Source organism: Pimelobacter simplex (assembly GCF_024662235.1).
GTDB lineage: Bacteria > Actinomycetota > Actinomycetes > Propionibacteriales > Nocardioidaceae > Nocardioides.
On record NZ_CP096276.1, the window covers coordinates 3,513,120 to 3,539,603 of the forward strand.

The following is a 26,484-nucleotide window of genomic DNA, read 5'->3' on the forward strand; positions in this document are numbered from 1 at the left end:
TGGTCGCATGCGTTCCTACGACGAGCTGGTGGCCGAGGCCGCGACCGCCGACGTGACCGGCTGGGGCTTCGGCTGGCTCGACGGCCGGGCGAGCGAGGAGCGGCCGCCCTGGGGCTACGCCCGGCTCCTGGCCGACCGGCTCGGCGCCGTGGCCAGGGCGCTGGACCTCGACACCGGCGGCGGCGAGGTGCTCGCCGAGGCGCCGGTGCTGCCGCCCCGGATGGTCGTCACCGAGGGCTGGGCGCCCAACGCCGAGCGGGCGCGAGCCCGGCTCGGCCCGCGCGGGGTCGAGGTGGTCGAGGTCGCCCCGGGCGCCCCGCTCCCCCTGCCCGACGGCTCCTTCGACCTGGTCACCGCCCGGCACCCCGTCGCCCCGGACTGGGCCGAGATCGCGCGGGTGCTCCGCCCCGGCGGGCACTACCTGGCCCAGCACGTCGGCCCGGCATCGGCGTTCGAGCTCATCGAGCGGTTCCTCGGGCCGCTGCCCGACCAGCGCCGGGGCCGCGATCCCGAGGTCGAGCGGGCCGGGGCCGAGGCCGCCGGGCTCACCGTGACCGGCCTGCGGACCGCGCGCTGCCGGATGGAGCTCCGCGACGTCGGCGCGGTCGTGTGGCTGCTGCGCAAGTGCGTGTGGTGGGTGCCCGACTTCACCGTCGAGCGCTACGACGAGCGGCTGCGCGCGCTCGATGCCCTGCTGCGCACGGGCGAGCCGTTCGTCGCCCACTCCACGCGGCACCTGGTCGAGGCCCGGCGCTGAGAAGCGGCGCGGGCCCCCCCCCCCCCCCCGGGGGGGGGCGCGGCCCCGACTCGAGCGAGTCGGGGGCCGCGGCGGCGTACGGGGAGGATCAGGCCTCGGCGGGAGCCTCGGTCTCGTCCTCGGCGCCCTCGACCTCGGGCTCGCCGATCGTGCCGTCGGCCTGGAGGTTCTTGAGCTCGATCTCGTTGCCGGCGGCGTCCTTGACGGTCGCGCCCTCGACGAGGATCTGCAGCGCCTTGCCGCGGCGGATCTCCTGGACCATCTCGGGCACGTGGTTGTGCTCGAACATGTGGTTCACGAACTCCTGTGGGTCCTGACCGGACTGCTGGGCGCGGCGGATCATGTGCTGGGTCAGCTCGCCCTGGTCGACGCCGATCTCTTCCTTGTCGGCGATCTCGTCGAGGATGAACTGCGCGGCGACGGCGTCACGGACCCGGCGCTCGAGGTCGGCCTCGAACTCCTCCTGGGTCTGCTCCTCGTCCTCGAGGTACTTCTCGAGGGTCATGCCGGCGTACTGCAGCTGCTGCTCGAGGTTGCCCCGGCGAGCGTTGAGCTCCTCGGTGACCATCGACTCGGGCAGCGGGATCTCGACCTTCTCGAGGAGGGCCTCGAGGACGGCGTCGCGGGCCGCGGCGGCCTGCTCGAGGCGCTTGCCGCGGGTCAGCCGCTCGCGGACGTCGTCGCGCAGCTCGGCGAGGGTGTCGAACTCCGACGCCTCCTGAGCGAAGTCGTCGTCGAGCTCGGGGAGCTCCTGCTCCTGGACCTGGGTGACCTTGACGGCCACCTCGACGTCCTGGCCCACCAGGTCGCCGCTGACGAGCTGGGTGGTGAAGGTCTTCTCCTCGCCGGCGGCGACGCCGACCAGGGCCTCGTCGAGGCCGTCGATCATGCCGCCGTTGCCGACCTTGTAGGAGAAGCCGGAGATCTCGGCGCCCTCGACGGTCTCGCCGTCCTGGGTCGCGACGAGGTCGATGACGACGAAGTCGCCGTCCTGGGCCGCGCGCTCGACGTCACTCAGGGTGCCGAAGCGCTCACGCAGCGCGTCGACCTGCTCGGCCACGTCGTCGTCGCTGACCGCGAGGTCGTCGACGGAGGCCTCGAGGCCGTCGTAGTCCGGGAGGTCGATCTCGGGCTTGATGTCGACCTCGGCGGTGAACTCGAGCGCGTCGTTGTCCTCGAACTTCGTGACCTCGATCTCCGGCTGCGCCAGCGGGGTCAGGTTGTTCTCCTGGAGCGCCTCGACGTAGGCCTTCGGGAGCACGTCGTTGACGGCCTCGTCGAGGACGACGCCGCGGCCGACCTGGCGGTCGATCACCTGCGGCGGGACCTTGCCGCGGCGGAAGCCGGGGACGTTGATCTGCTTCGCGATCTTCTGGTACGCCGCGTCGAGGCTCGGCTTGAGCTCCTCGAAGGGCACCTCGACGGTCAGCTTGGCCCGGGTCGGGCTCAAGGTCTCGACGGCGCTCTTCACAGGTGTTCTCCTACTGGTCAGTGGGTGGTGCACGGGCGCGGGGCCCGCTGCGATCAAGGTGATCTGTCGGGGCGACAGGACTCGAACCTGCGGTCTCCTGCTCCCAAAGCAGGCGCGCTAGCCACTACGCTACGCCCCGCGGAACGGCCCGGCGCTCGGTGGTCGGACCGCACTTCGAGGGGATGACGGGAATCGAACCCGCGTAATCAGTTTGGAAGACTGAGGCTCTACCATTGAGCTACATCCCCGCCTGGCGCCTGGCCAGGCTCACGCCTGGCCCAGAGCCACGGGCAATCGTGCCACACGGCCGGGCGCGTCCCCCAACTCAGGGGCGCCGGTGGACCACCAGCAGGGCCCGGTCGTCGTCCGGCGAACCGACGGCGGCGACGAGCCGGTCGGCCAGGCCGTCCCACGAGTGGCGCAGCAGCGACTCGGCCGCACCCATCATGTGGTCGATGCCGAGCTCGATGTCGCGGCGCGGCTCCTCGACCATCCCGTCGGTGTAGAGCAGCAGGCTGTCGCCGGCGTCGAGGCGACCGCGGAAGCAGGCGTAGTCGACGTCCTCGACGATGCCGAGCACCGGCCCCTCGGCGGGCAGCAGCTGCCAGCGCCCGGAGCCGGCGTGGCGCTGGACGGCGGGCGGGTGGCCGGCCGAGCGCAGCTCGTACTCCCCCGTGGCCAGGTCGACCGAGACGTGGACGGCGGTCGCGAAGCCCTCCTCCCAGGCGCGCTGGAGGAGGTAGTCGTTGGCCGCCGGCAGGAACCGGCCGGGCGGCAGCGCGGCGACCAGCCCGCCCATCGCGCCGGAGAGCTGGAGCGCACGGGTGCCGGCGGCCTCGCCCTTGCCGGAGACGTCGACGACGACGAGCTCGATCCGGCGGCCGTGCTCACCGCCGGTCGCCACGACGAAGTCCCCGGCGAACGGCGAGCCGCCCGCCGACGACAGCGCCGACTCGACCAGCCAGTCCGCGGGCAGGGTCGGGATCTCGCCCTGGGCGAGGATCCGGTCGCGCAGGTCGACGAGCATCGACTGGCCGCGGATCGGCCCGACGCCGATCTGGCCGCGGCGCAGGGACAGGAAGATCACGAGCACCGCGACGCCCGCCATCACGGCGAGCGCGGCGACGATGCGCGCGGTGTACTCGTCCTGGAGGACCGCGGCGCAGCCCAGCGCGACGAGCACGTAGCCCGCGAACCACGGCAGCACCCGGTTGCTGAGGAAGAGGATGCCGAGCACCAGCGGCAGGAAGATCAGGTTGATCGGCACGTCGTCGGGGCGCAGCGCGATGCCGGCGACCACCGCCGCGGCGAGCAGCGCGAGCACCGAGGCGAGGCCGACGTCGGTCAGCGCCCAGCGCCGCGCGTTGATCATCGCGCCGCCCGGGACCGGAAGGTCGGCTGGCACCGGGGACACCAGAAGAGGTTGCGTCCGCCGAGCACCTCGGTACGGACCGGGCCGCCGCACACGTGGCAGGGCTGGCCGGTCCGCCGGTAGACGTAGACCTCGCCGCCGTGGTCGTCGACCCGCGGCGCGCGGCCCATCGCCTCGGGGGTGTGCTCGGGCCGGACGGTGTCGATCCGCCCGGTCGCGACCCCCTCGGTCATGAGCACGACCAGATCGTCCCAGATCGCGTGCCACTGCGAGACCCGAAGCGTGCGACCGGGGCGCAGCGGGTGGATCCGGTGCCGGAAGAGGACCTCGGCGCGGTAGACGTTGCCGACGCCGGCGAGCACCGTCTGGTCCATGAGCAGGGTGCCGATCGGCGCGCTGCTGCGGCTGATCCGGGCCCAGGCCCGGTCGGGGTCGGCGTCCGCGCGCAGCGGGTCCGGGCCGGCCTTGGCGACCACCGCGGCGCGCTCGGCAGCGGTGACCAGGGCGCAGGTGGTCGCGCCGCGCAGGTCGCCGTACGCGCCGGGGCGGGCGAGGCGCAGCCGCACCTGGCCGATCGGCAGCGGGATCTCCGGGACGCCGTCGCGGACCTCGAAGGTGCCGTAGAGCCCCAGGTGGACGTGCACGAACCGCTCGTCCTCGAAGCGGACGAAGAGCTGCTTGCCCCACGCCTCGGCATCGACCAGGCGCGCGCCGTCGAGGCGGGCGGCAGACTCGGCGAAGCGTCCCTGCGGGCTGCCGACCTGGACCAGGTGGCCGCCGAAGACGGTGCTGAGCTCGCCGGCGAGCCGGTGGAGGGTATGGCCCTCGGGCATCAGGCCTGGCCGTGCCCGAGCGCGGACTCGGGCAGCGGCGGGAGCTCGCCGGTGGTCTCGTACGACGACAGCTGGCCGATCCGGCGCACGTGGCGCTCGTCGCCCGGGAACGGCGTGGTCAGGAAGACCTCGACCAGGCGGGTCATCTCGTCGAGCGTGTGCATCCGGCCGCCGACCGCGACGACCCACGCGTCGTTGTGCTCGCGGGCCAGGCTCGCGGTCTGCTCGGACCAGGCCAGCGCCGCGCGCACGCCCTGGACCTTGTTGGCCGCGATCTGCTCGCCGTTGCCGGAGCCCCCGATCACGACGCCGAGGCTGTCGAGGCCCTTCGCCCGGTCGGCGCGGACGCCCTCGGCGGCCCGCAGGCAGAAGACCGGGTAGTCGTCGAGCGCGTCGTAGACGAACGGGCCGTGGTCGACCGGCTCGTAGCCGTGCTCGGTGAGCCAGCCGATGAGGTGGGACTTGAGCTCGAGGCCGGCGTGGTCGCAGCCGAGGTGGACGCGCATGGGGCAATCCTCGCAGGTGGCCCCGGGTGGTCCTACACCTGCCTACATCTGGTGGAGGCGGCGGGCGGCCTCGGCGATCGAGCCGCTGATCGACGGGTAGACGGTGAACGTCTGGGCGAGCTGGTCGGCGGTGAGCCGCTCGGTCACGGCGAGCGCGACCGGGTGGATCAGCTCGGACGCCCGCGGCCCGACCACGACGCCGCCGAGCAGGCTGCGCGAGCCCGGCGCGACGAAGAGCTTGACGAAGCCGTCGACGATGCCCTGCATCTTGGCGCGCGGGTTGGTCGCGAGCGGCTGCACGACGACCTCGGCGAGCACCTCGCCGGCGTCGACCTGCTGCTGGGTGACGCCGACGGTGGCGATCTCGGGCGAGGTGAAGACGTTGGACGCCACCACCCCGAGGTCGAGCGGCTGGACGGCGTCGCCGAGGACGTGGGCCATCGCGATCCGGCCCTGCATGGCGGCGACGGAGGCGAGCATGAAGACGCCCGTGCAGTCGCCGGCGGCGTAGACGCCCGGGGCCGACGTACGGGAGACGCGGTCGACGCTGACGAAGCCGCCGTCGTCGAGGCGGACGCCGGCCTCCTCGAGGCCCAGGCCCGCGGTGTTGGGGACCGAGCCGAGGGCGAGGATGCAGTGCGAGCCGGTGACCTCACGGCCGTCCTGGAGGGTCACCGTGACGACGTCGCCGTCCCGGGTGACCGACTGCATGCGGGAGCGGCCGAGGACGGTCATGCCGCGGCGGGTGAGGACGTCCTCGAGCACCTGGGCGGCGTCCTGGTCCTCGCCGGGCAGGACCCGGTCGCGCGAGGAGACGAGGGTGACCGGGATGCCGAGCGACTGGTAGGCGCTGGCGAACTCCGCGCCGGTGACACCGGAGCCGACGACGATCACGTGCTCGGGCAGGTCGGCGAGGTCGTAGACCTGCTCCCAGGTGAGGATCCGCTCGCCGTCGGGCTGGGCGGTGTCGAGCACCCGGGGCGTGGCACCGGTCGCGATGAGCACCGCGTCGGCGTCGTACGACGTCTCGGTGCCGTCGGCCGCGGTCGCGACCACGCGCGAGGGCCCGTCGAGCCGTCCCCGGCCCGGCACCACGGTCACGCCCTCGCGAGCCAGCCGGCCCGCGATGTCGGCCGACTGCGCCAGGGCCAGCGCCTTGACCCGCTCGTTGACCCGGGCCAGGTCGACCCGCGGCTCGTCGGCGAGGATCCCGAGCTCACCAGCCGCACCGAAGTCGGTCATCACCTCGGCCGTCGCGATGAGCGTCTTGCTCGGCACGCAGTCGGTCAGCACGGCGGAACCGCCGACGCCGTCGGAGTCGACGACCACGACCTCCGCCCCGAGCTGTGCCGCCACCAGGGCCGACTCGTAGCCGCCCGGTCCGCCTCCGACGATCACCACGCGCGCCATGGGCGCCATTCTTGCAGCGGAAGGCCGCGCCGTACGATTCCCGCCATGCGGACCACACGTCTCCTCGCCCCCTTCGCCGCCGCCGTCCTCGTCTCCGCGGTCGCCGCGTGCGCCCCGGCGGAGGACAAGGCCGAGCAGACCGGCAAGACCGCGGGCGCCGACAAGTGCGCCGTCGGCGACCTGCCCCTCGTCTCCAAGGGCGTGCTCTCGGTCGGCACCGACTCGCCGGCGTACGAGCCGTGGTTCGTCGACAACGACCCGAGCAACGGCAAGGGCTACGAGTCCGCGGTCGCCTACGCGATCGCCGACCAGCTGGGCTTCAGCAAGGACCAGGTGAAGTGGGTGACGGTCCCCTTCAACAACTCCTACAAGCCGGGCAAGAAGAACTTCGACTTCGACATCAACCAGATCTCGGTCGACCCCGAGCGCGAGAAGGCCGTGGACTTCTCGGAGGGCTACTACTCCGCCGCGCAGGCCGTGATCGTCCTCAAGGACAGCCCGGCGGCCAAGATCACCGACCTCACCGAGCTGGCGAAGTTCAAGATCGGCGCCCAGACCGGGACGACCTCGCTGACCGCGATCCGCGACGTCATCAAGCCCGAGAAGGACCCGCTGGTCTTCCAGAACACCAACAACGCCAAGCAGGCCATGCTCAACGGCCAGGTCGACGCGATCATCGCGGACCTGCCGACGGCGTTCTACATCAGCTCGGTCGAGATCCCGGACAGCAAGCTGCTCGGTCAGTTCCAGTACGACTCGGGCACTCCTGAGGAGTTCGGCCTGCTGTTCGAGCAGGGCAACAAGCTGCTCCCCTGCGTCAACGGCGCGCTCGACACCCTGAAGAAGGAGGGCACGCTGGCGGAGCTCCAGAAGAAGTGGCTCTCCGACGTCGTGAGCGTGCCCGAGCTCAAGTGAGCACCCCGACCACGCAGCCCGGCGACGCTGCCGGGTGGATGCCGAGCGAGCGCGAGCTCGCCCGTCGTCGTACCCGGGAGCGGCAGCGCCGGCGCCGGATCGTCGTCGCGTCGGTCGCGACCGTCGTCGTGCTCGCGGCGCTGGTCGCGGCGGTCGTGCTGTCGCCGGGCTGGCCGCGGGTGCGGGCGACCTTCCTCGACCCCCACCACGCCAAGGAGTCGCTGCCCGCGATCGCCAAGGGCTTCTGGATCAACGTCAAGATGTTCCTGATCGCCGAGCCGATCATCCTGGTGGCCGGCCTCGCGCTCGCGCTGGTCCGGCAGGCCCGCTCGGCCTGGCTGGTGCCGCTGCGGGGGCTCGCGGTGGTGTTCACCGACGTGGTGCGCGGCATCCCCACGCTGCTGCTGGTGTTCCTCTTCGCCTACGGGATGCCCGCGCTGGGACTGGCCGGACTGCCGAACAGCCTGTTCTTCTGGGCGACCGTGGCGCTCGTCGTGTCCTACTCGGCCTACGTGGCCGAGGTGTTCCGCTCGGGCATCGAGTCGGTGCACCCCTCGCAGCTGGCCAGTGCCGAGGCGCTCGCGCTGTCCCGGGCCCAGACGATGCGCCACGTCGTGGTGCCGCAGGCAGTACGCCGCGTCGTACCGCCGCTGCTCAACGACTTCGTGTCGCTGCAGAAGGACACCGCGCTGGTCGCGTCGGTCGGCATCTTCGACGCGCTCTACGCGGCCGCCGACTACGCCAACTACAACTTCAACTACACGCCGTACCTCGTCGCGGCGGTCTTCTTCATCGCGATGACGGTGCCGCTGGCCCGGCTGTGCGACGTGCTCGCCCGGCGGATGGCCCGGCGCGAGCGGGCAGGAGCGCTCTGATGGCCGCCACTCCCCTGCTGGAGGTGCGCAACCTCCGCAAGACCTACGCCCGCAGCGGCGAGGCCGGCCCGCGCGTCGTCCTGGACGACGTGTCGCTGACCGTCGCGCCCGGCGACGTCGTGTGCCTGATCGGCTCGTCGGGCTCGGGGAAGTCCACGCTGCTGCGCTGCATCGACCTGCTGGAGCCGATCGACGACGGCGTGATCGAGCTCCGGGGCCAGGAGATCTCCGACCCGATGGTCAGCCCGCAGGAGGTGCGCCGCGACATCGGGATGGTGTTCCAGGCCTACAACCTGTTCCCCCACCTGAGCGTGCTCGACAACTGCACGCTCGCGCCGCGCAAGGTGCACGGCGTACCGGCGGGTGAGGCGAAGGCGCGCGCCCACGAGCTGCTCGAGCGGTTCGGGCTCGGCGAGCACGTCGCGAAGCACCCCGACCAGCTCTCCGGAGGCCAGCAGCAGCGGGTCGCGCTCGTCCGCGCGCTGTGCACCGATCCCGCGCTGCTGCTGCTCGACGAGATCACCGCGGCCCTCGACCCCGAGCTCGTCGGCGAGGTGCTCGACATCGTCCGCAGCCTCGCCGAGGCCGGGACGACGATGATCCTCGCCACCCACGAGATGAGCTTCGCCCGCGAGGTCGCCTCGCACGTCTGCTTCCTCGACGGCGGCCGGATCGCCGAGGCCGGGCCGCCCGCGCAGGTGCTGGGCGAGCCGACCCAGGCACGCACCCGGGAGTTCCTGCGCCGGGTGCTCCCCCGGTGACCACCGCCGCTCCGCCGAGCCGGTTCGTGCGGCTCGCGGCCGTCCCGGCCATGTTCGGCGCCGGCGCGATGATCGCCGTCCAGGCCCAGATCAACGGACGCCTCGCGACCTCGCTCGGCGGCACCGCGTCGGCGGGGCTCACCGCCGCGGTCCTGGCGTTCGGCAGCGGCCTGCTCCTCGTCGCCGCGATCACTCTCTCGTCGCGGTCGCGGCGGGCCGGCATCGGCAGCCTCCGTACCGCCCTGCGCTCCGGCGCCCTGCCCAAGATCACCCTGGTCGGCGGCCTGGCCGGCGCCTCGCTGGTCGCCGCGCAGGGCCTGACCGTCGCCACCATCGGCGTCGCGCTCTTCAGCGTCGCCGTCACCGCCGGGCAGTCCTCCAGCAGCCTCGCCGTCGACCACGCCGGCCTCGGCCCCGGCGGCCGGGTCCCGTGGAGCCCGCCGCGCGCCCTCGCCGCCGCCTTCGCCATCGCGGCCGTCGCGCTCGCCGCGGGCGAGCGGCTGGTCGAGTCGTTCTCGCTGACGACCGCCGGTCTCGCCGTACTGCCGTTGGTGGCGGGCGCGGGCATGGCCGCCCAGGCCGCCTTCAACGGCCGCGTCTCCGCCGTCGCCGGGCCGTGGGTGTCGAGCCTGAACAACTTCGTGATCGGCTTCATCGGCCTGGTCGCCGTCTGGGCCGTGTTCTTCGCCCTCGACCACGACCTGCAGCCGCTGCCGCACCAGTGGTACCTCTACCTCGGCGGCGTCCTCGGCCTCGGCTTCATCTGGCTCTCCGCGGCCCTCGTCCGCGTGCACGGCGTGCTCGTGCTCGGGCTGTGTGTGATCGCCGGGCAGGTGATCGGGGCGCTCGTCATCGAGCTGGCCGTCAACGACGACTCGCACGTCGGGCCGGTCGGGGTCGGGGCGGGGGTGCTGACCGTGGTCGGCGTACTGGTGGCGTTGTGGCAGACGGGGCACCAGCGGTCCGCTGCGTAGAGGCGGCGTCCGGGCGTCAGCGCACGGCCGCGCAGGCGACGCACGTCCGCGCCGCGGGCTTGACCTCCAGGCGCGCCTCTGCGATCGGCCAGCCGCACCGCTCGCAGGTGCCGTAGGTGCCGGCGTCCAGCCGCATCACGGCTGCGTCGATGTCGGCGAGGTGAGTACGGACCTGGCGGGTGAGGGCGGCGAGCTGGGAGCGCTCGAAGGCGATGGTGGCGCCCTCGGGGTCGTGCTCGTCGTCGGCGTTGGTGTCGCGGGAGGCGGCGACGACCTCGTCGAACTGGCCGGTGAGGCCGCTCAGGCGGCGCAGGGCCTCGCGGCGCTCGGCGTCGAGCAGGGCGCGGGCGGAGGCGCGGGCGGGGTCCACAGGGGGATGCTCGCAGGGGGTACCGACAGCAGCGACCCCCGTCGCGCCGGAGCGTGACGGGGGCCGCGGGAGCCGTGGGGCAGGTGGCTCAGAGGTTGATCATGTGGCCGGCGATCCCGTGGATCGCCTCCTTGACCGCCTCGGAGAGGGTCGGGTGGGCGAAGACGTTGCGCCCGACCTCGTCGGCGGTGAGGTCCCACTTCTGCGCGAGGGTCAGCGCGGGGAGGAGCTCGGTGACGTCGGGGCCGATCATGTGGGCGCCGAGGATCTCGTTGAACTCCGCGTCCGCGACGATCTTGACGAAGCCGACGGCCTCGCCCAGGCCCATGGCCTTGCCGTTGGCGGTGAAGGGGAAGGACGCGGTCTTGACGTCGTAGCCCTTGTCCTTGGCCTGCTGCTCGCTGTAGCCGAAGGAGCCGATCTGGGGCTGGCAGTAGGTCGCGCGCGGGATGAAGTCGTACTCGACCGGCATCGTCTCGGCGCCGGCGATCGTCTCGGCGGCGACGATGCCCATGGCCTCGGCGACGTGAGCGAGCATCATCTTGCCGGTGACGTCGCCGATGGCGTAGACGCCCTCGACGTTGGTGCGGCAGTACTCGTCAATGGCGATCGCGCCGCGGTCGGTGAGGGCGACGCCGGCGGCCTCGAGGCCGTAGCCCTCGACGCGGGGGGCGAAGCCGAAGGCGGCGAGGAACTTGTCGGCCTCGAGGACCTGCTCGTCACCGCCGGCAGCGGGGGCGATGCGGACCTTGACGCCCGAGCCGGTGTCCTCGACGCCCTTGACGGCGGTGGAGGTGAGCACCTTGACGCCCAGCTTCTTGTAGTGCTTGGCGAGCTCCTTGGACACGTCGGCGTCCTCGGTGGGGACCATCCGGTCGAGGAACTCGACGATGGTGACGTCGACGCCGAAGTTCTTCATCACGTAGGCGAACTCGACGCCGATGGCGCCGGAGCCGCCGATGATGACGGACGACGGGAGGTTCTCGTCGAGGATCTGCTCCTCGTACGACACGATGTTCTTGCCGTTGACCTCGACGCCCGGGACGGTACGGACGGTGGCGCCGCCGGCGAGGATCAGGCTGTCGCACGTGTAGTCGGCGGTGGAGCCGTCGTTGAGCGCGACGGAGACCGACTTGGGACCGGTCAGGGTGCCCCAGCCGTCGATCTCGGTGATCTTGTTCTTCTTCATCAGGAAGTGGACGCCCTTGACGATGCCGGCGCTCACCTGGCGCGAGCGCGCGTGCGTCGGGCCGTAGGACATCGTGGCGTCGCCCTCGATGCCGAACTTGGCCTTCTCGTGGGTCAGCGTGTGGGCGAGCTCGGCGTTCTTGAGCAGCGCCTTGGAGGGGATGCAGCCGACGTTGAGACAGACGCCGCCCCAGTACTTCTTCTCGATCACGGCAACGGACTTGCCGAGCTGGGCGGCGCGGATCGCGGCGACGTACCCACCGGGGCCGGCACCGAGGACGAGGACATCGAAGTGGGTCACGGGTGCCAGCGTAGTGCGCACCCTCTTGTGTCCTGCATCACGTTCACGGGAGGCTGCTCCCTACTCCCCGGTACGGCGGCATGGGGCCGCCGGCCACGATCTAGGAGCAGCTCCATGTCTCGGATTCTCGGACTCGTCCTCGCGTGCGCGCTCGGCCTCGCCGGACTCGTCGTACTGCCCTCTCCGGCTGCCACCGCGCGGCCCGCCGGCGTCCTCGACGTCATCGTCACGCTCCAGCCCGGAGCCGACGCACAAGCCACCGCCACCAGCCTCGTCACCCGCAAGGGCGGCCGGGTCACGCACGTCTACGAGCACGCCCTCCACGGGTTCGCGGCGACGTTGACCGATGCGCTGCTCACGCTCCTGCGCGGGGACGCGCGGGTGCGCTCGATCGAGCTCGACCGCACCGTGCGCGCCTCCGACACCCAGAGCCCGGTGGGCAGCTGGGGCCAGGACCGCGTCGACCAGCGCAACCTGCCGCTCGACAACGCCTACACCTCGTCGTCCACCGGCGCCGGCGTCGACGTGTACGTCGTCGACACCGGCATCCAGCTCGACCACCCGGACCTCGCCGGCCGGACCGTCTCCGGCACGGACACGGTCGACGGCGACACCGACGCCAGCGACTGCAACGGCCACGGCACCCACGTCGCCGGCACCATCGGCGGCACCCGGTACGGCCTCGCCGAGCAGGCGCGGCTGATCGGCGTACGGGTGCTCGACTGCAAGGGATCCGGCGCGACGTCCGGCGTCATCGCCGGTCTCGACTGGGTCGCCGCGAACCACCAGGCCGGCCGGCCCGCGGTGGCCAACATGAGCCTCGGCGGCGGCGCCTCCAGCGCGCTCGACGCGGCCGTCCAGCGGGTCATCGCCGACGGCGTGACGATGGCGGTCGCGGCCGGCAACGAGGGCGCCGACGCCTGCGGCTCGTCGCCGGCCCGGGTGCCCGACGCGCTGACGGTCGCGGCCAGCGACCGCAACGACGCGCGGGCGAGCTTCTCCAACCGCGGCACCTGCGTCGACCTGTTCGCACCGGGCGTCGACATCACCTCGGCCTGGCTCAACGGCGGCACCAACACCATCAGCGGTACGTCGATGGCCACCCCGCACGTCACCGGAGCGGCCGCGCTCTACCTCACCACCCACCCGACGGCGTCGCCGAGCGCGGTCAACGCCGCGATCCTCGCCGCCACCACGAAGAACAAGATCAGCGGGACGGCGCGCAGCTGCGTGCTGCTGATCATCTGCTCGCCGGCCACGCCCGCCAACCACCTGCTCTACACGGGGTCCTGAGGTCGCCCGGCCGCGGGTCACTAGTCTCGCCGAGTGGAGCGGACGACGGCAGCGAGCGTGACGACCCGCCTCGCGGGCGACCCCGACCTGGGGTTCCTCGCCGAGGTCGACCACCACGTCAGCCCGGAGGTCCGTGCCGAGGTGGTGGCCCGCGGCAGGGTGCTGCTCGCCGAGACCGGCGGCGACACCGTCGGCTTCGCGCGATGGGGCCTGTTCTGGGACGAGATCCCGTTCCTGAACCTGCTCTGGGTCGCGCCCGGACGCCGCGGCCAGGGCATCGGCACGAGCCTGGTCGCGGCCTGGGAACGCGCCCAGGCGGCGGCCGGTCACCGGACGGTGCTGACGTCGACGTTGTCCTCCGAGCGGGCGCAGCACCTCTACCGCCGCCTCGGGTACGTCGACAGCGGCGCCCTGCTGCTGCCCGGCGAGGCCGCCGAGATCATCCTCCGCAAGTCCCTCACGCCCTGAGCGCCTGAGCCTCCCCGCGGCGTACGGCGGCACGCACTAGCCTGACCTGCGTGACGTCGTATGCCGCCTACGGCACCAACCTCGACCCCGCCCGGATGGGCGAGCGGTGCCCGCACTCCCCCATGCGGACGACCGGGTGGCTGTCCGGGTGGCGGCTGACGTTCGGCGGCGAGGAGCACGGCTGGGACGGCGCGCTCGCGACGATCGTGCAGGACCCGTTCGAGCAGGTCTTCGTGGCGGTCTACGACATGAGCCCGCTCGACGAGGGCAACCTCGACCAGTGGGAGTCGGCCGACTCGGGGCTCTACCGGCGCACCAAGGTGCGGGTCTCGACGATGGTCGGGGAGATCGTGGCGTGGACCTACGTGCTCGACGCCTACGAGGGCGGGCTGCCCTCGGCGTCGTACCTGGGGGTGATCGCGGCGGCGGCCGAGGCCGCGGACGCGCCGGACGACTACGTGAGCGGGCTGCGGACCCGGGCGTGCCGCTCGACCGGTCTCTGACCCGGACGGGGGCGTGACCCCGGCGCAACCTGAATCGTTGTCAGGTTATGCGCCGCTCCCGCCTCGCCCCTGCCCTCGCCGCGGTCGTCGCCGCTGCGGCCCTCGCCGCGTGCGGTGAGACCCGGATCACCGAGGAACGGCCGACCGAGGACGACGCCCGCGACCTGCCGATCGCCGTACGTCCCGCCGACAGCGGGCTGCGGTCGGTGATGTGGGTCGGCAACAACTGGGACGGCACGGCGAGCATCGTCGACGCGCGCTCGTTCGAGGTCCTCAAGCGGGGCGTCAACCTCATCCCGGACCGGGCCGAGGAGACCCAGCGGATCCTCAAGAACCCCGTGGCCACGGTGTTCTACCTCGCGATCAACGCGGGACCGGGCCAGGGCCACAACCAGTACGTCGACGACATGTTCACCACGATGGACGGCAAGTACCTCGCGGTCTCGCGGCCCAGCTTCGCCGACGTCGTCTGGATCGACATCGCCAAGGCCGCCGCCGGGCGCACCGACTCGATCGTGCGCGAGCAGCAGATGGACGGCTACCGCACCGACCACATGCAGGTCTCGAACGACGGCCGCCGGCTGCTGGTCTCGGACTCCACGTCGCGCCAGGTGATCGAGTACTCGATGGTCGACGAGACCGTCGGCGGCAAGGTGATCAAGCTCGGCGACCGGCTGCGCACCTTCCCCTCGGGCGAGACCCCGCACGAGAGCAACTACACCGAGGACGGCGAGCGGATCCTGCACGCCTCGATCGGCCGGGTCTACACCCCCGTCGACGACATCGACCCGCGCGACGGCCAGCTGCTCGGGCTGCCGCTGGCCAAGCTCGGCCTCGGCGCGCTCGGGCTCGACAAGCTCCTCGCCCGGCTGCCCTGGTCGGCGCTCGACGGCGCGGTCAAGAGCGACCGCTGGCTCCAGTACGTCGCCGCCGACAACTTCGAGATCCTCCAGCGCTGGGACATGGCGCACGAGCTGGCCGAGGCCGGCCACCCCGGCATGAGCGGCGCGGTCCGCCCGATCGCGGTCCACCCCGACGGGCGCTACCTCTACCTCCAGGTCTCCTTCCTGCACGGGTATGTCGTCTTCGACACCGAGGCCGCCGACATCGACGGCCGCACCGGCTACACGCTCGGCGGCGAGCCGGAGCCCACGACCGGCGCCGTGGTCGACGTCGTCGAGCTCGAGAACCGGGTGCCGCGGATGCTGCGCGAGCAGTACGTCAACGACTCCGCGCACCACGGACTCTCGATCAGCGCGGACGGCGAGACCCTCTGCGCCGCCGGGACGATGGACGACTACGCGGCCCTCGTGGACGCCGCGACGGGCGAGGCGACGTACTTCGACGCCACCACGACCGGGCACGACTACGGCAAGCCGTACTGGACCACCGAGGGCCTCGACGAGACCTGCTGGGTCTCGCTCTCCGATGACGACGCGGTCGCCGTGCTGTCGACGCGGACCAAGGAGGAGGTCGCCTACCTGGCCGTGGGCAACCACCCGCAGCGGGTTCGCCACGGGTACGTGCCCGAGGCGGTCCTCGCGACGTGGTGATGGGCTTGCGGATCGGCCGCTAGAGTCGCTCCGTGACCGAGTCCCCCACGCCGTACGCCCTGGCCGAAGAGGCCGCCGCCCGTCTCGCCGAGCTCACCGGTGTCGCCCGCCACGACGTGGCGCTCGTCCTGGGCTCGGGCTGGCTGCCGGCCGCCGACGCGCTCGATGGCGCGGGCGGCGCGAACACCACCGAGATCGACGTGACCTCGCTGCCGGGCTTCGCGGCGTCGGCGGTCCAGGGGCACTCGGGCAAGATCCGCTCGATCCGCCTGCCCGGCGCCGACGGCGCCCCCGACCGGCACCTGCTGGTCTTCCTCAGCCGCACGCACTACTACGAGGGCCGCGGCGTCGCGGCCGTCGTCCACGGCGTCCGTACGGCGGCCGCGGCGGGCTGCCGCGCCATCGTGCTCACCAACGGCTGCGGCGGCCTCAAGGAGACCTGGACGCCGGGCACCCCGGTGCTCATCAGCGACCACATCAACCTGACCGGCCAGTCCCCCATCGTCGGAGCGAACTTCGTCGACCTCACCGACCTCTACTCCACGCGCCTGCGCGCGCTGTGCCGCGAGGTCGAGCCGAGCCTCGACGAGGGTGTCTACGTCCAGTTCACCGGCCCCCACTACGAAACCCCGGCCGAGGTGCGGATGGCCGGCATCCTCGGCGGCCACCTGGTCGGCATGAGCACCACGCTCGAGGCGATCGCCGCCCGCGAGGCCGGCATGGAGATCCTCGGCATCAGCCTGGTCACCAACCTCGCCGCGGGCCTGAGCGGCGAGCCGCTCAACCACGCCGAGGTGCTCGAGGCCGGTCGCCAGGCGGCCACCCGCATGGGCGCGCTCCTGGGCGAGGTCGTCCCCCGCATCTGACAGGCTCGCGGCATGGAGCCCTACGCCGAGGTCCAGGAGTCCTACCGCCGCTTCGCCACCGAGGCCACCGACTCCCCGACCTTCACGGCCTGGGCGCTCGGGGTCGCCGGCGACCCCGAGGTGCAGGCGTGGATCCGCACGCTGCCCGACCTCAAGCAGCAGCCGAACCTGGTCTTCGCCGCGGCCCGGCACCACGGCGTACCGGCGCCGGGCCCGTACGACGGCCTGCGCACCGCGCTACTCGCCGACGGAGCCGAGGGCCCGATCCGGGCGACGATCCTGGCCCGCGCCACCCAGACCAACGAGGTCGGCCGGCTGGCGACGCTGGTCCCGGCCTTCGCCGGGTTCGCGGGCCCGCTCGCGCTGCTCGAGGTGGGTGCCTCGGCAGGGCTGTGCCTCTACCCCGACCGCTGGGGCTACGCGTGGGCGACCGAGACGGGCGTGGTCCGGCTCGGCGACGAGCCCCGGCTGCCCTGCCGGGTCCGCGGTCCGGCGCCGCTGCCCGCGCGGCTGCCCGAGGTGGCCTGGCGCGGGGGCATCGACCTGCACCCGCTCGACGTGACCGATCCCGACGCGACGGGCTGGCTCGAGACGCTGGTCTGGCCCGAGCAGGAGGAGCGGCGCGCCCGGCTGCGGCAGGCGGTAGAGGTGGCCCGGGCGGACCCGCCCACGATCGTGACCGGCGACCTGGTGGCCGAGCTGCCGGGGCTGGTGGAGCGCGCGTCGGCGTACGGGACGGTGGTGGTGTTCCACAGCGCGGTCATCGCCTACCTGCCGCCGCCGCGGCGGCGGGAGTTCGACGCCCTCGTCCGCGGCCTCGTCGCCGACGGCGCCTGCCACTGGGTGAGCAACGAGGCGCCGCAGGTGCTGCCGTCCGTGACGCGCACCGGCCCGCCGATCCCGGAATGTCATCCGACCTTCGTGCTCGGGATCGACGGGCAGATGGTGGCGCAGACCCACGGGCACGGCCGCGCGCTGCGCTGGGTGGGCTGAGTCAGCTCGCGCGGTTCATCCGCCGGACGCCGACCCAGAGCCCGAACGCTCCGACGGCCAGCGACGCGACCACGCCGGCGAGCACGGTGTCGGCCGGGAACGAGCCCGCGAACAGCGCCCGCTCGGCCTCGACGATGTGGGTCAGCGGGTTGACGTCGGAGGCGGTGCGCAACCAGCCGGGCGCGCCGTCGAGGGGCAGCAGGACGCCGGCCAGGAGCAGCAGCGGGAAGATCACCGTCTGCTGGACGGTCCAGAACACCCAGGCCTGCTCCTTGGCGGCGACCGCGAGCGCGAGGCTGAGGGCGCCGAGGCCGACGCTGAACGGCACGAGCAGCGCCATCCCGACCAGGATCCCGCCGACGTGCAGGTCGAAGCCGAACGGCGTCGCGACCGCCACGATGATCACGGTCTGCAGCACCAGCGGCACCATCTCGCGCAGGGCCTTGCCGATCATCAGCGACGAGCGGCGCACCGGCGAGACGAGCAGCCGCTCGAACGAGCCGCTGACGATCTCCTCCGACAGGTTCGCGCCGGTGAAGGACGCGCTCATCAACGCGGTCATCGCGACGATGCCGGGCACGAACCACTGCAGCGCCGAGCCGTCGCCGGTGTCGGGCAGCAGCGGGGCGAACAGGCCGAGGAAGACCAGCGGCTGCACCATCGCGAACAGCACGGACGCCGGCTGGCGCAGCACCGGCTGGAGCTCGCGGACGAGGACGTTGCCGATGTCGGCGAGCAGGCCGACGGGCCGCGCCACGACAGGGGTACGACGGGCCGCGGCCGCCGGGGCCGCGGGGGTGGTCAGGGAGATGCTCATGCTGCTGCTCCTTCGGTGGTCGTGCTCTGGTTCTCGCGCAGGCTGCGTCCGGTCAGGTTGAGGAAGACGTCGTCGAGAGTTGGCCCGACCACCTCGATGCGGGTGGCCGGCGTACCGGCGGCGGCGAGGTCGGCGACGAGCGCCGGGGCCGCGTCGCGGCCGAAGGCGGCCCGCAGCTCGACGTGCGCGCCGTCGAGGACGACCTGCGCCCCGGGCACCTGGTCGGCCCGGGCCGCCGCCGCGGCGGCGTCGGCCGGCGAGGCGAACGACATCGCGACGAGGTCGCCGAGCGCGGACTTGAGCGCCGCCGCCGAGTCGTCGGCGATGACCTGGCCGTGGTCGATCACGATCACCCGGCCGGCCAGGGCGTCGGCCTCCTCGAGGTAGTGGGTGGTGAGCACGATCGTGGTGCCCAGCTCGGCGTTGAGCCGGCGCACCTGGTCCTGCAGGTTGACCCGGTTCTGCGGGTCGAGCCCGGTCGAGGGCTCGTCGAGGAAGAGGATCGGCGGCTCCTGGACCAGGCCGATCGCCACGTCGAGCCGGCGGCGCTGACCGCCGGAGAGCTGGGCGACCGGGCGGTCGGCGTGCTCGACGAGGTCGAAGGCCTCCAGCAGCTCGTCGGTACGCCGCCGCGCGTCGCGCCGGGTCAGCCCGTGCGCACGGGCCTGGCACAGCAGCTCGTCACGACCGCGGAACTGGTGACCGGCGGCGTTGCCCTGCCCGACGTACCCGATCGAGCGGCGCACGGCCGCCCGGTCCCGGACCACGTCGTGCCCGGCGACCGTGGCGGTGCCGGAGGTCGGGGCGATCAGGGTGGTCAGCATGCGCAGGGTGGTCGACTTGCCGGCGCCGTTGGGGCCGAGGAAGGCGACCAGCTCGCCGGCCGCCACCTCCAGGTCGAGGCCGCGCACGGCCTCGATCGTCTGCTTGCCACGCGTGAAGTGCCGGGTGAGTCCGACGGTGCGGATCACCGGGCCGAGGGTCTGGTTGTTCTCCATGACCACCACGCTAGGAACGAATCCGGTCAGTTTCTGACCTGATTCGGATCTAATCTGGAGACATGAGCACGAGCGCCCGGATGCTGCGGCTTCTGTCCCTCCTCCAGACCCACCGGTTCTGGACCGGCGGCGACCTCGCCGGCCGGCTCGAGGTCAGCGAGCGCACGCTGCGCCGCGACGTCGACCGCCTCCGCGAGCTCGGGTACGACGTCGACGCGGTCCGCGGCGCCGCCGGCGGCTACCAGCTCCGCGCCGGCGGAGCGCTGCCGCCCCTGCTGCTCGAGGACGAGGAGGCGGTCGCGATCGCGGTCGGCCTGCGCGCCGCGGCCAGCGGCGGCGTCCCCGGGTTCGAGGAGACGACGCTGCAGGCGCTGACCAAGGTGATCGCGCTGATGCCGCCCCGGCTGCGCCGCCGGATGGGCGCGCTGCAGACCCAGACCGTCGGCCTGTCGTGGAGCGGCGGCGCCACCCTCGACCCCGCGGTGCTGACCACGCTCGCCCAGGCGTGCCGCGACGACGAGATCGTCACCTTCCCCTACACCGCCGCCGACGGCACGGCGACCACGCGCCGGGTCGAGCCGCACCGGCTGGTGACGCTCGGGCGGCGGTGGTACCTCGCGGCGTACGACCGGGACCGGCAGGACTGGCGCTCGTTCCGCGTGGACCGGGTGGCGGGGACGCCGAGCACGACCGGGCAGCGGTTCCGGCCACGTGAGCTGCCGGGCGGCGACGCGCTGACCTACGTCCGCCAGGGGCTGAGCACGCAGCCCCAGCGCCACCAGGTCCGGGTCCGGATGGCCGCGCCCGCGGCCGACGTCGCGGCGTACATGGACCGGTGGGGAACGGTCGACGACCTCGGCGACGGCACCTGCCGGATGACGCTCAACACCGAGACGCTGGACTGGCCGGTCCTGATCATCGCCAACTTCGACTGCGACTTCACCGTCGAGCAGCCGGCCGAGCTGAGCGCGCTGCTCGGCCGGCTGGCGGCGCGGGTCAGCCGGTAGCGCGGAGGAACCGCCCGGTCCGCCGGGTCCCGACGACCTCGGTCGGCTGTCCGCCGGCGACGACGACCTCTCCCCCGACGAGCACCGCGGCGACCGTGGCGTCGTTGCGGTTGACCATCCGGGACAGGTTGCCGAAGGCGGGCACGGGCGACTCGGCGTACGCGTCGAGCGAGGCGTCGAGGCGCGCGGGGTCGATGACGACGAGGTCGGCACGGTCGCCGACGCGCAGGTGGCCGGCGTCGAGGCCGTACCAGTCGGCGAGCTCGCCGGTGATCCGGTGCACCGCGTGCTCCACCGTCAGGAACGGCGCTCCGGCCGCCTCGGCGTCCCGGACCCGGCGCAGCAGGCGCAGCCCGAAGTTGTAGAACGCCATGTTGCGCAGGTGCGCGCCGGCGTCGGAGAAGCCCAGCTGGACGCCGGGATCGGCGGTCAGTCTGTCCAGCACCTCGGGGCGGTGGTTCGAGATGGTCGTGCGCCAGCGCACCTTGTCGCCGTGCGCGACGACGAGGTCGAGGAAGGCGTCGACCGGGTGCACGCCGCCCCGGTCGACCCCGACCTGGCCGAAGGTCTTGCCGACCACCGACGCGTCAGGGCACTCGGTGATCTCGGCGTCGAAGAGGTCGCGGTGCCAGACCCGCGGGCCGTACTTCTTGTCGTAGTCCTTGCGGAACCAGCGGCGGTAGTCCTCGTCGGCGAGCAGCGCGCGCCGCTCCTCGATCTGGTTCGACAGGTGCAGGGCGGCCGCACCGGAGCCGAACTCCTCGAAGACCGGCAGGTCGATGCCGTCGGAGTAGACCTCGAACGGCACCGGCAGGTGCTGGAACCGGAAGTCCCCGCCGAACCGGTTGACCGTGCGGGCGATGAGCGGGAACAGGTGCGCCACCATCGGGATCGCCTTGATGTCGGCGGCCGAGAGCAGGCTGACCTTGAGCGCGGGCTTGCGGCCCCAGCCGCAGCTGCTGAATGCCATCCGGACCAGGCTCTGCGGCTTCGCGACGTCCGGACCGCCCTGCAGGGCGCGGCCCCGGGCGCGGAGGAGACGCTGGAGGCGGCGTCGCTCCCGCCCCTTGGCGTACGTCGACGGGAGGGTCCGCGAGCGGCACACCTCGCCGTCCAGCTTGTCGAACATCAGCTCCTGCGAGGACATCCCGACGAAGCCCTCGTCGAGCGCGTCGGCCAGGTCGGCCTCGATCCGGGCGAGCTCGGCGCGGGTCGGGCGAACGGCGCGGTCGGTCGAGCGCTCCAGGCCCATCCGCGCGGCGCGGAGGTCGGAGTGGCCGATGAAGGCGGCGATGTTGGGGCCGAGCGGGAGGCGTTCGAGGGCGGCGACGTACTCGCCGGCGGTGGTCCAGGTCTTGGCGTCCTCGAGCGCGGCGACGACGTAGGGGCGCGGGATCGCCTCGACCCGGCCGAAGAGGTCGCCCGCGTCGGACGGGCTGGCGTGCACGGTCGAGAGCGAGCAGGAGCCGAGGAAGGTCGTGGTGACGCCGTGGCGCAGCGACTCGGCGAGGCCGGGCTGGACGAGCACCTCGATGTCATAGTGGGTGTGGATGTCGACCATCCCCGGGAGCACCCAGTGCCCGGTCGCGTCGATGACCCGCGGGCAGCCGGTCTCGTCGAGCGGCTCCGCGCTGACCTCGACGACGCGACCGTCGCGGATGCCCAGGTGGCGCTGGGCGGAGGGCGCGCCGGTGCCGTCGAACCAGCGGCCGTTGCGGACGACGACGTCGTAGATCATGAGCTGCTCCTGGCGGACTCGGCGTACGTGCGGTCGCGCTCGCCGCGCGACCACAGGAGGTCGCTCGTCGCGAGGCCCTCGGCGCGCAGCTCGCGCTTGAGCACCTTGTTGGTGGCGGTGCTCGGGAGCGCCGCGGCGATCCGGACGTGGCGCGGCCACGCCTTGGGCGAGAGGTCGGGCTGGGCGGCGAGGAAGTCCGTGAGACCCGACGGCGCGAGCGTCGCGCCGGACCGCAGCACCAGCGCGCACATCACCTGGTCGCCGACGCGCTCGTCCGCGACGGCGTACACGGCCGCCTGCGAGATCGCCTCGTGGCGCAGCAGGAGCTGCTCCAGCGGCGCGGCGGCGAGGTTCTCGCCGTCCACGCGCAACCAGTCGTCGGTGCGTCCGGCGAGGAAGACGAAGCCCTCCGCGTCGCGGTAGGCGAGGTCGCCCGACCAGTACATGCCGCCGTCGAGGCGCTCGGCCGTCGCCCGCTCGTCGTTGTAGTAGCCCGCGAAGAAGCCCGCTCCCTGGGTGTTCACGAGCTCGCCGACGGCCTCGTCGAGGTTGACCACGCGGCCGGCCTCGTCGTGGACGGCGCGCGGGCACTCCTGACGGGTCACCCGGTCGAAGACGGCGACGCCGTCGAACGGGACGCCGATCGAGCCGAGCGGGGTGTCCTCGGTGCGGGTGATGATGACGGCCGACTCGGTCGAGCCGAAGCCGTCCCACACCGAGCAGCCGAAGCGCTGGGCGAACTCGCGGATGTCGCGGTCGGAGGCCTCGTTGCCGAAGGCGAACCGCAGCGGGTTGTCGGCGTCGTCCGACCGCGCCGGGGTGGCGAGGACGTAGGCGAGCGGCTTGCCGACGTAGTTGAGGTACGTCGCCCCGTAGCGCCGGATGTCGTCGAGGAAGCTGCTCGCCGAGAACTCGGCGAGCGCCAGCGCCGCTCCCGAGGCGGCGCTGACCGCGAAGCCCGCCATCACGGCGTTGCTGTGGAACAGCGGCATCGCGCAGTAGGCGACATCGTCGGGACCGAGGCCGTACTTGTCGACCAGGACCGAGCCGGCCATGACCACCATGAAGTGGGCGACCTGGACCGCCTTGGGCTCTCCGCTCGTGCCCGAGGTGAAGATGAGCATGAACGTGTCCGTGGTGGTCACGTCCGGGAAGCCGTCGGTGCTCGTGGGCGCCGCCGCGACCGCGTCCCCCCAGGACGCGGCATCGGTGTCGACGACCGTGGCGCCGCCGAGGTCGAGCCCGTCGAGCAGCGGCAGGTGCGCCGCGTCGGTGAGCAGCACCTGGCAGTCGGCCCGGCGTACGTCGGCCGCGAGCGCCGCGCCCCGGCGGGTCGCGTTGATGCCGACCGTGATGTGCCCGCCGATCGCGCCGGCCGTGATCGCCAGCGCCATCTCGGGGCTGTTGGGGAGCAGGACCCCCACGTGGAGCGGCTTCTCGGGCCGTGCGAGGTCGCGCAGCACGTGGGCGCGGGCGGCGCCACCGGCGACGACCTCGCGCCAGGTCCACGTGTCGGCGCCGTGCTTGAGCCCGACCGTGTCGCGCGCGGCGTGCTCCAGCAGCAGGCCCCGGACCGTGTCAGCCACCGACCACCTCCGGCACCGCGGCGCCGACGTGGCGCTGGAGGAAGTGCAGGGCGTGCGCGACGGCCGGCTCGTGGAACGGCTTGCCGGCGAACAGGTCGAAGTGGTCGCCCGGGTAGTGGCGCACCTCGGCGCGGCCGGAGAAGGCGGCCTTCATGGTGGCGTGCGGCGGTGCGCTGCGGTCGAAGTCGGCGACCTGCACCAGCCACGGGACCTCCAGCCCGGCGGCGGCCTTGGTGGGCGCGCGGGTGCCGAGCTCGAGGACGACGTCGGCGGCGATCTCGTTGCGCCAGGTGGGGCCGGCGATCGCGTGGTAGTCCTCGTAGGCGCCCGCGAGCGTCAGCGCGCCCGGCTCTCCGGGGTGCGCCACGACGGGGATCATCGCGGGGGCGCGGCCGGCCTTGCGCCGTACGGCGCTCGCGAGGCCGCGGCCCGTCGAGGCGAGCAGCTGGCCGGCGCTGTGGTGGCGGGTCGCGAGCCGCGCGGCGGCGAGCCCGTCGACCATCGGCACCACCGAGACCACGGCGGCGACATCGGTGCGCTCGGCCGCGACGGACACGACGTGGCCGCCACCGAGGGAGACGCCCCAGAGCACCACCCGGGCCGGGTCGACGCCGGGCAGCCGCTTGGCCGCGTCGGCGGCGGCGTGGAGGTCGGCGACCTGGCCGGCGAGCGAGACGACCTGGCGGGAGCCGCCGTCGCCGTCGCTGGCGCCGAAGCCGCGGTAGTCGAAGGTGACCGCGTGCAGCCCGGCCGCGGCGAAGGCCTCGGCGAACGGGAACATGCCCGCGTCCTGGGTGCCCGCGAGCCCGTGCGCGAGGACGACGACCGGCGCGCCCTCGGCGCCCGCGAAGTGCGTGCCCGCGCAACGGACGCCGGCGGAGGTGAAGTCGAAGGTGGTGCTCACGAGGTGCTCCCGTAGATGCTCTGGATCCAAAGGTGGGTGATGGCGTCGATGTGGGCCTCGCGCTCGGGGCCGACGCCCATCGCGTGCCGCTCGACGGCGTGGTCGTTGAGGTCGAGGAGGACCGCGGCGAGGACGTGCGCGTCGGGTCCGGGCAGCGCCCGTCCGGCGGCGCGCTCGCGCTCGATCATCTCGGCGGTCATTTCGGCGAACTCGGCCCGTCCGGCCTCCCACAGCTCGCGCACGGCCGGGCTGGTCGCCCGCGCCTCGAGCAGCCCGCGGTAGGTGTGCGGCGTGCGGTCGACGGAGTCGAACAGGGTCGCGACGACCGTGCGGATCCGGGCCTGCGGGTCGCCCTCGGCCTTGACGAGGAGGTCGGTCGCATCGGACGCGTCGTCGTACAGCTCGGCCATGAGGGCGAGGACGGCGGTCGCCTTGCTCTCGAAGTAGAAGTAGAAGGCCGAGCGGGTCACGCCCGCGCGCCGCGAGATCTCGGCGACGTTGATCTCCTCCAGCGTCTGCTCGCGCAGCAGGTCGTCGAGCGCCTCCAGCAACGCGGCCCGGCGCTGGTCGCCGCGGTTGACGCTGCGGCGGTCGACCATCCGGGCCCAGAGCCGCTCGTCGCTCATCGGGCCGCCCTCGCGAGGCCGGCCGGGATCTCCTTGGCGCGCAGGTCGTGCTCGTAGAGGAAGTAGTCGAGCTGCTGGGTGTGCCGCGGCCGCTGCACCATGTGGGCGGTGTACTTCTGCTGGTCCTCGTCGATGGTGCGCTCCATCTCCGCCTCGCTCGGCGGGGCGTAGCGCCCGACGAGCCACGCCGCGACGAGCCGGGTCTGGCACTCGACGAACGGGAAGAGCGTCGGCGTCGACTGGGCGAAGCCGATGAAGGCGACGTCCTCCATGCCGGGCTTGAAGATCCGCTTGTAGAGCCGGATGTGGTTCTCCGGGGCGCTGATGAGGTCCTCGTCGAAGAACGGGAACGTGATGTTGTAGCCCGTCGCGTGGATGACCACGTCGAAGTCCTCGGCCGTCCCGTCGGCGAAGTGGACGGTCTGCCCGTCCCACCGCTCGATGTCGCCCTTGGCCCGCAGGTCGCCCGAGCCCAGCCGCAGCGGCAGCTCGACCGACTGGGTCGGGTGCGCCTCGAAGAACTTGTGGTTGGGCGTCGGCAGGCCGTAGTCCTCGGGCCGCCCGGCGGTCATCGGCTGCATCACCTGGACGAACTTGCGCTGCCACGCGAACGGGATGTGCGGCGAGGTCTTGTAGTACTTGTCGGCCGGCTTGCCGGCGAAGTACTTCGGCACGATCCAGGCGCTGCTGCGGGTCGAGATGACGACCTCGTTGTCGAGGGTCTTGCTGGAGAGCTCGACGGCGATGTCGGCGGCGCTGTTGCCCAGGCCGATGATGAGGATCCGCTTGCCCGTCAGGTCGTACGGCGTGCGCGGGTCGATGTACGCGTGCGAGTGCATCGTCAGGCCGGTGAACTCCCCCGGCTTGTCGGCGAAGCGCGGGTCCCAGTGGTGGCCGTTGGCGACGAGCAGGACGTCGAAGCGGCGGGTACCGGTGCGCTGGGTCTCGAGCTCCCAGCCGCCCTCGGGGTGCCGGCGCGCGTGCACGACGCCGTTCTCGAACTCGATGTGCCGGCGCAGGTCGAACGCGTCGGTGTAGGCGTCGAGGTAGTCCTTGACCTGGGTGTGGTGCGGGAAGTCCGGGTAGTCCTCGGGCATCGGGAAGTCCTTGAAGGACAGCTGGTGCTTCGAGGTGTCGATGTGCAGCGAGCGGTAGGCGCTGCTGTGCCCGTTGGGATTGCCGAAGGCCCAGTTGCCGCCGACCCGGTCCGAGGACTCGAAGGTCGCGAACTCCAGTCCGTAGTCGGCGAGCATCTTGCTCATCGTGAGGCCGCTGATGCCGGCTCCGATGACAGCGACGGTGGGGCGGTGCATTCCGGCTTCCTCCTTGACAAGGCGGGGTGACGGGCGTCACGTTAGGCGCATCATTTGACACGTGTCAATGACTACAGACGAACGTC

Annotated in this window: 26 protein-coding genes and 2 tRNA genes; 12 read left to right on the forward strand and 16 right to left on the reverse strand. The window is 72.7% G+C overall.

Annotated elements, in window-relative coordinates; all coding sequences use genetic code 11:
• Positions 1-7: 7 nt before the first annotated feature.
• Positions 8-757, forward strand: coding sequence for a class I SAM-dependent methyltransferase (locus tag M0M48_RS17250; RefSeq protein ID WP_257752078.1), 750 nt, complete (start codon positions 8-10; stop codon positions 755-757).
• Between the two features lie 88 nt (positions 758-845).
• Here the strand turns inward: M0M48_RS17250 and tig are convergent, their stop codons facing one another.
• From tig to M0M48_RS17285, 7 genes are all read right to left on the reverse strand, one after another.
• Positions 846-2,228, reverse strand: a complete 1,383-nt coding sequence (gene tig / locus M0M48_RS17255; RefSeq protein WP_215814718.1) for a trigger factor — start codon at positions 2,226-2,228, stop codon at positions 846-848.
• A 66-nt stretch (positions 2,229-2,294) separates the two neighbouring features.
• Positions 2,295-2,367, reverse strand: a tRNA-Pro gene (locus M0M48_RS17260).
• 38 nt (positions 2,368-2,405) lie between these two features.
• Positions 2,406-2,476: transfer RNA gene (locus M0M48_RS17265), tRNA-Gly, on the reverse strand.
• 77 nt (positions 2,477-2,553) lie between these two features.
• On the reverse strand, positions 2,554-3,642 hold the full coding sequence (locus M0M48_RS17270; RefSeq protein ID WP_257752079.1) for a PP2C family protein-serine/threonine phosphatase: 1,089 nt from the start codon (positions 3,640-3,642) through the stop codon (positions 2,554-2,556).
• Positions 3,597-4,433, reverse strand: coding sequence for an Fpg/Nei family DNA glycosylase (locus M0M48_RS17275; RefSeq protein WP_215814717.1), 837 nt, complete (start codon positions 4,431-4,433; stop codon positions 3,597-3,599). Before M0M48_RS17275 ends, M0M48_RS17270 begins: the two co-directional genes overlap by 46 nt.
• Entirely contained in the window at positions 4,433-4,939 is a 507-nt protein-coding gene (locus M0M48_RS17280; RefSeq protein ID WP_215814716.1) for a ribose-5-phosphate isomerase, read from the reverse strand. Before M0M48_RS17280 ends, M0M48_RS17275 begins: the two co-directional genes overlap by 1 nt.
• Positions 4,940-4,981: 42 nt before the next feature.
• A complete protein-coding gene (locus M0M48_RS17285; protein ID WP_215814715.1) occupies positions 4,982-6,349 on the reverse strand; it encodes an NAD(P)H-quinone dehydrogenase in 1,368 nt (455 codons plus the stop codon).
• A gap of 45 nt (positions 6,350-6,394) precedes the next feature.
• Between M0M48_RS17285 and M0M48_RS17290 the strand changes: the two genes are divergently transcribed.
• From M0M48_RS17290 to M0M48_RS17305, 4 genes are read left to right on the forward strand one after another with little or no spacing between them, the layout of a single operon-like run.
• Entirely contained in the window at positions 6,395-7,264 is an 870-nt protein-coding gene (locus M0M48_RS17290; RefSeq protein WP_257752080.1) for an ABC transporter substrate-binding protein, read from the forward strand.
• Positions 7,261-8,139, forward strand: a complete 879-nt coding sequence (locus M0M48_RS17295) for an amino acid ABC transporter permease (protein ID WP_257752081.1) — start codon at positions 7,261-7,263, stop codon at positions 8,137-8,139. Before M0M48_RS17290 ends, M0M48_RS17295 begins: the two co-directional genes overlap by 4 nt.
• Entirely contained in the window at positions 8,139-8,900 is a 762-nt protein-coding gene (locus tag M0M48_RS17300; RefSeq protein ID WP_215814713.1) for an amino acid ABC transporter ATP-binding protein, read from the forward strand. The genes M0M48_RS17295 and M0M48_RS17300 overlap by 1 nt, the downstream gene beginning before the upstream one ends.
• Positions 8,897-9,874, forward strand: coding sequence for a DMT family transporter (locus tag M0M48_RS17305; protein WP_215814712.1), 978 nt, complete (start codon positions 8,897-8,899; stop codon positions 9,872-9,874). The genes M0M48_RS17300 and M0M48_RS17305 overlap by 4 nt, the downstream gene beginning before the upstream one ends.
• A gap of 16 nt (positions 9,875-9,890) precedes the next feature.
• Here M0M48_RS17305 and M0M48_RS17310 read toward each other — a convergent pair whose 3' ends face one another.
• Together M0M48_RS17310 and lpdA are read right to left on the reverse strand one after the other, a co-directional pair.
• Positions 9,891-10,244, reverse strand: a complete 354-nt coding sequence (locus tag M0M48_RS17310; protein ID WP_257752082.1) for a TraR/DksA family transcriptional regulator — start codon at positions 10,242-10,244, stop codon at positions 9,891-9,893.
• A gap of 88 nt (positions 10,245-10,332) precedes the next feature.
• The gene (gene lpdA / locus M0M48_RS17315) at positions 10,333-11,733 is read right to left on the reverse strand and encodes a dihydrolipoyl dehydrogenase (protein ID WP_257752083.1); all 1,401 of its coding nucleotides are present in this window, start codon (positions 11,731-11,733) and stop codon (positions 10,333-10,335) included.
• Positions 11,734-11,847: 114 nt separating this feature from the next.
• Between lpdA and M0M48_RS17320 the strand changes: the two genes are divergently transcribed.
• From M0M48_RS17320 to M0M48_RS17345, 6 genes are read left to right on the forward strand one after another with little or no spacing between them, the layout of a single operon-like run.
• Positions 11,848-13,026 carry a S8 family peptidase gene (locus M0M48_RS17320; RefSeq protein WP_257752084.1) on the forward strand — a complete coding sequence of 393 codons (1,179 nt, stop codon included), beginning with the start codon at positions 11,848-11,850 and terminating at the stop codon, positions 13,024-13,026.
• Positions 13,027-13,059: 33 nt separating this feature from the next.
• Positions 13,060-13,494, forward strand: a complete 435-nt coding sequence (locus M0M48_RS17325; protein ID WP_257752085.1) for a GNAT family N-acetyltransferase — start codon at positions 13,060-13,062, stop codon at positions 13,492-13,494.
• A 50-nt stretch (positions 13,495-13,544) separates the two neighbouring features.
• Positions 13,545-13,997, forward strand: a complete 453-nt coding sequence (locus M0M48_RS17330) for a gamma-glutamylcyclotransferase (RefSeq protein ID WP_215814705.1) — start codon at positions 13,545-13,547, stop codon at positions 13,995-13,997.
• A gap of 47 nt (positions 13,998-14,044) precedes the next feature.
• The gene (locus tag M0M48_RS17335) at positions 14,045-15,550 is read left to right on the forward strand and encodes a serine/threonine protein kinase (protein WP_257752086.1); all 1,506 of its coding nucleotides are present in this window, start codon (positions 14,045-14,047) and stop codon (positions 15,548-15,550) included.
• A 32-nt stretch (positions 15,551-15,582) separates the two neighbouring features.
• Entirely contained in the window at positions 15,583-16,416 is an 834-nt protein-coding gene (locus M0M48_RS17340; protein WP_257752087.1) for a purine-nucleoside phosphorylase, read from the forward strand.
• Between the two features lie 12 nt (positions 16,417-16,428).
• On the forward strand, positions 16,429-17,409 hold the full coding sequence (locus M0M48_RS17345; protein WP_257752088.1) for a DUF2332 domain-containing protein: 981 nt from the start codon (positions 16,429-16,431) through the stop codon (positions 17,407-17,409).
• A 1-nt stretch (position 17,410) separates the two neighbouring features.
• Here the strand turns inward: M0M48_RS17345 and M0M48_RS17350 are convergent, their stop codons facing one another.
• Positions 17,411-18,226 (reverse strand): ABC transporter permease, encoded by an 816-nt coding sequence (locus M0M48_RS17350; RefSeq protein ID WP_257752089.1) that lies wholly within the window; start codon positions 18,224-18,226, stop codon positions 17,411-17,413.
• Positions 18,223-19,224, reverse strand: coding sequence for an ABC transporter ATP-binding protein (locus tag M0M48_RS17355; protein WP_257752090.1), 1,002 nt, complete (start codon positions 19,222-19,224; stop codon positions 18,223-18,225). Before M0M48_RS17355 ends, M0M48_RS17350 begins: the two co-directional genes overlap by 4 nt.
• 62 nt (positions 19,225-19,286) lie before the next feature.
• On the opposite strand from M0M48_RS17355, the gene M0M48_RS17360 reads away from it, so the two are divergent.
• The gene (locus M0M48_RS17360; protein WP_257752091.1) at positions 19,287-20,231 is read left to right on the forward strand and encodes a helix-turn-helix transcriptional regulator; all 945 of its coding nucleotides are present in this window, start codon (positions 19,287-19,289) and stop codon (positions 20,229-20,231) included.
• Here the strand turns inward: M0M48_RS17360 and M0M48_RS17365 are convergent.
• From M0M48_RS17365 to M0M48_RS17385, 5 genes are read right to left on the reverse strand one after another with little or no spacing between them, the layout of a single operon-like run.
• On the reverse strand, positions 20,221-21,969 hold the full coding sequence (locus tag M0M48_RS17365; RefSeq protein ID WP_257752092.1) for an N-acyl-D-amino-acid deacylase family protein: 1,749 nt from the start codon (positions 21,967-21,969) through the stop codon (positions 20,221-20,223). The genes M0M48_RS17360 and M0M48_RS17365 overlap by 11 nt on opposite strands.
• A complete protein-coding gene (locus tag M0M48_RS17370; RefSeq protein WP_257752093.1) occupies positions 21,966-23,555 on the reverse strand; it encodes an AMP-binding protein in 1,590 nt (529 codons plus the stop codon). The genes M0M48_RS17365 and M0M48_RS17370 overlap by 4 nt, the downstream gene beginning before the upstream one ends.
• Positions 23,548-24,459: an alpha/beta hydrolase gene (locus M0M48_RS17375; RefSeq protein WP_257752094.1), complete on the reverse strand. Its 912-nt coding sequence runs from the start codon at positions 24,457-24,459 to the stop codon at positions 23,548-23,550. Before M0M48_RS17375 ends, M0M48_RS17370 begins: the two co-directional genes overlap by 8 nt.
• On the reverse strand, positions 24,456-25,085 hold the full coding sequence (locus M0M48_RS17380) for a TetR/AcrR family transcriptional regulator (RefSeq protein ID WP_257752095.1): 630 nt from the start codon (positions 25,083-25,085) through the stop codon (positions 24,456-24,458). Before M0M48_RS17380 ends, M0M48_RS17375 begins: the two co-directional genes overlap by 4 nt.
• Positions 25,082-26,398: a flavin-containing monooxygenase gene (locus tag M0M48_RS17385; RefSeq protein ID WP_257752096.1), complete on the reverse strand. Its 1,317-nt coding sequence runs from the start codon at positions 26,396-26,398 to the stop codon at positions 25,082-25,084. Before M0M48_RS17385 ends, M0M48_RS17380 begins: the two co-directional genes overlap by 4 nt.
• Positions 26,399-26,484 lie beyond the last annotated feature (86 nt).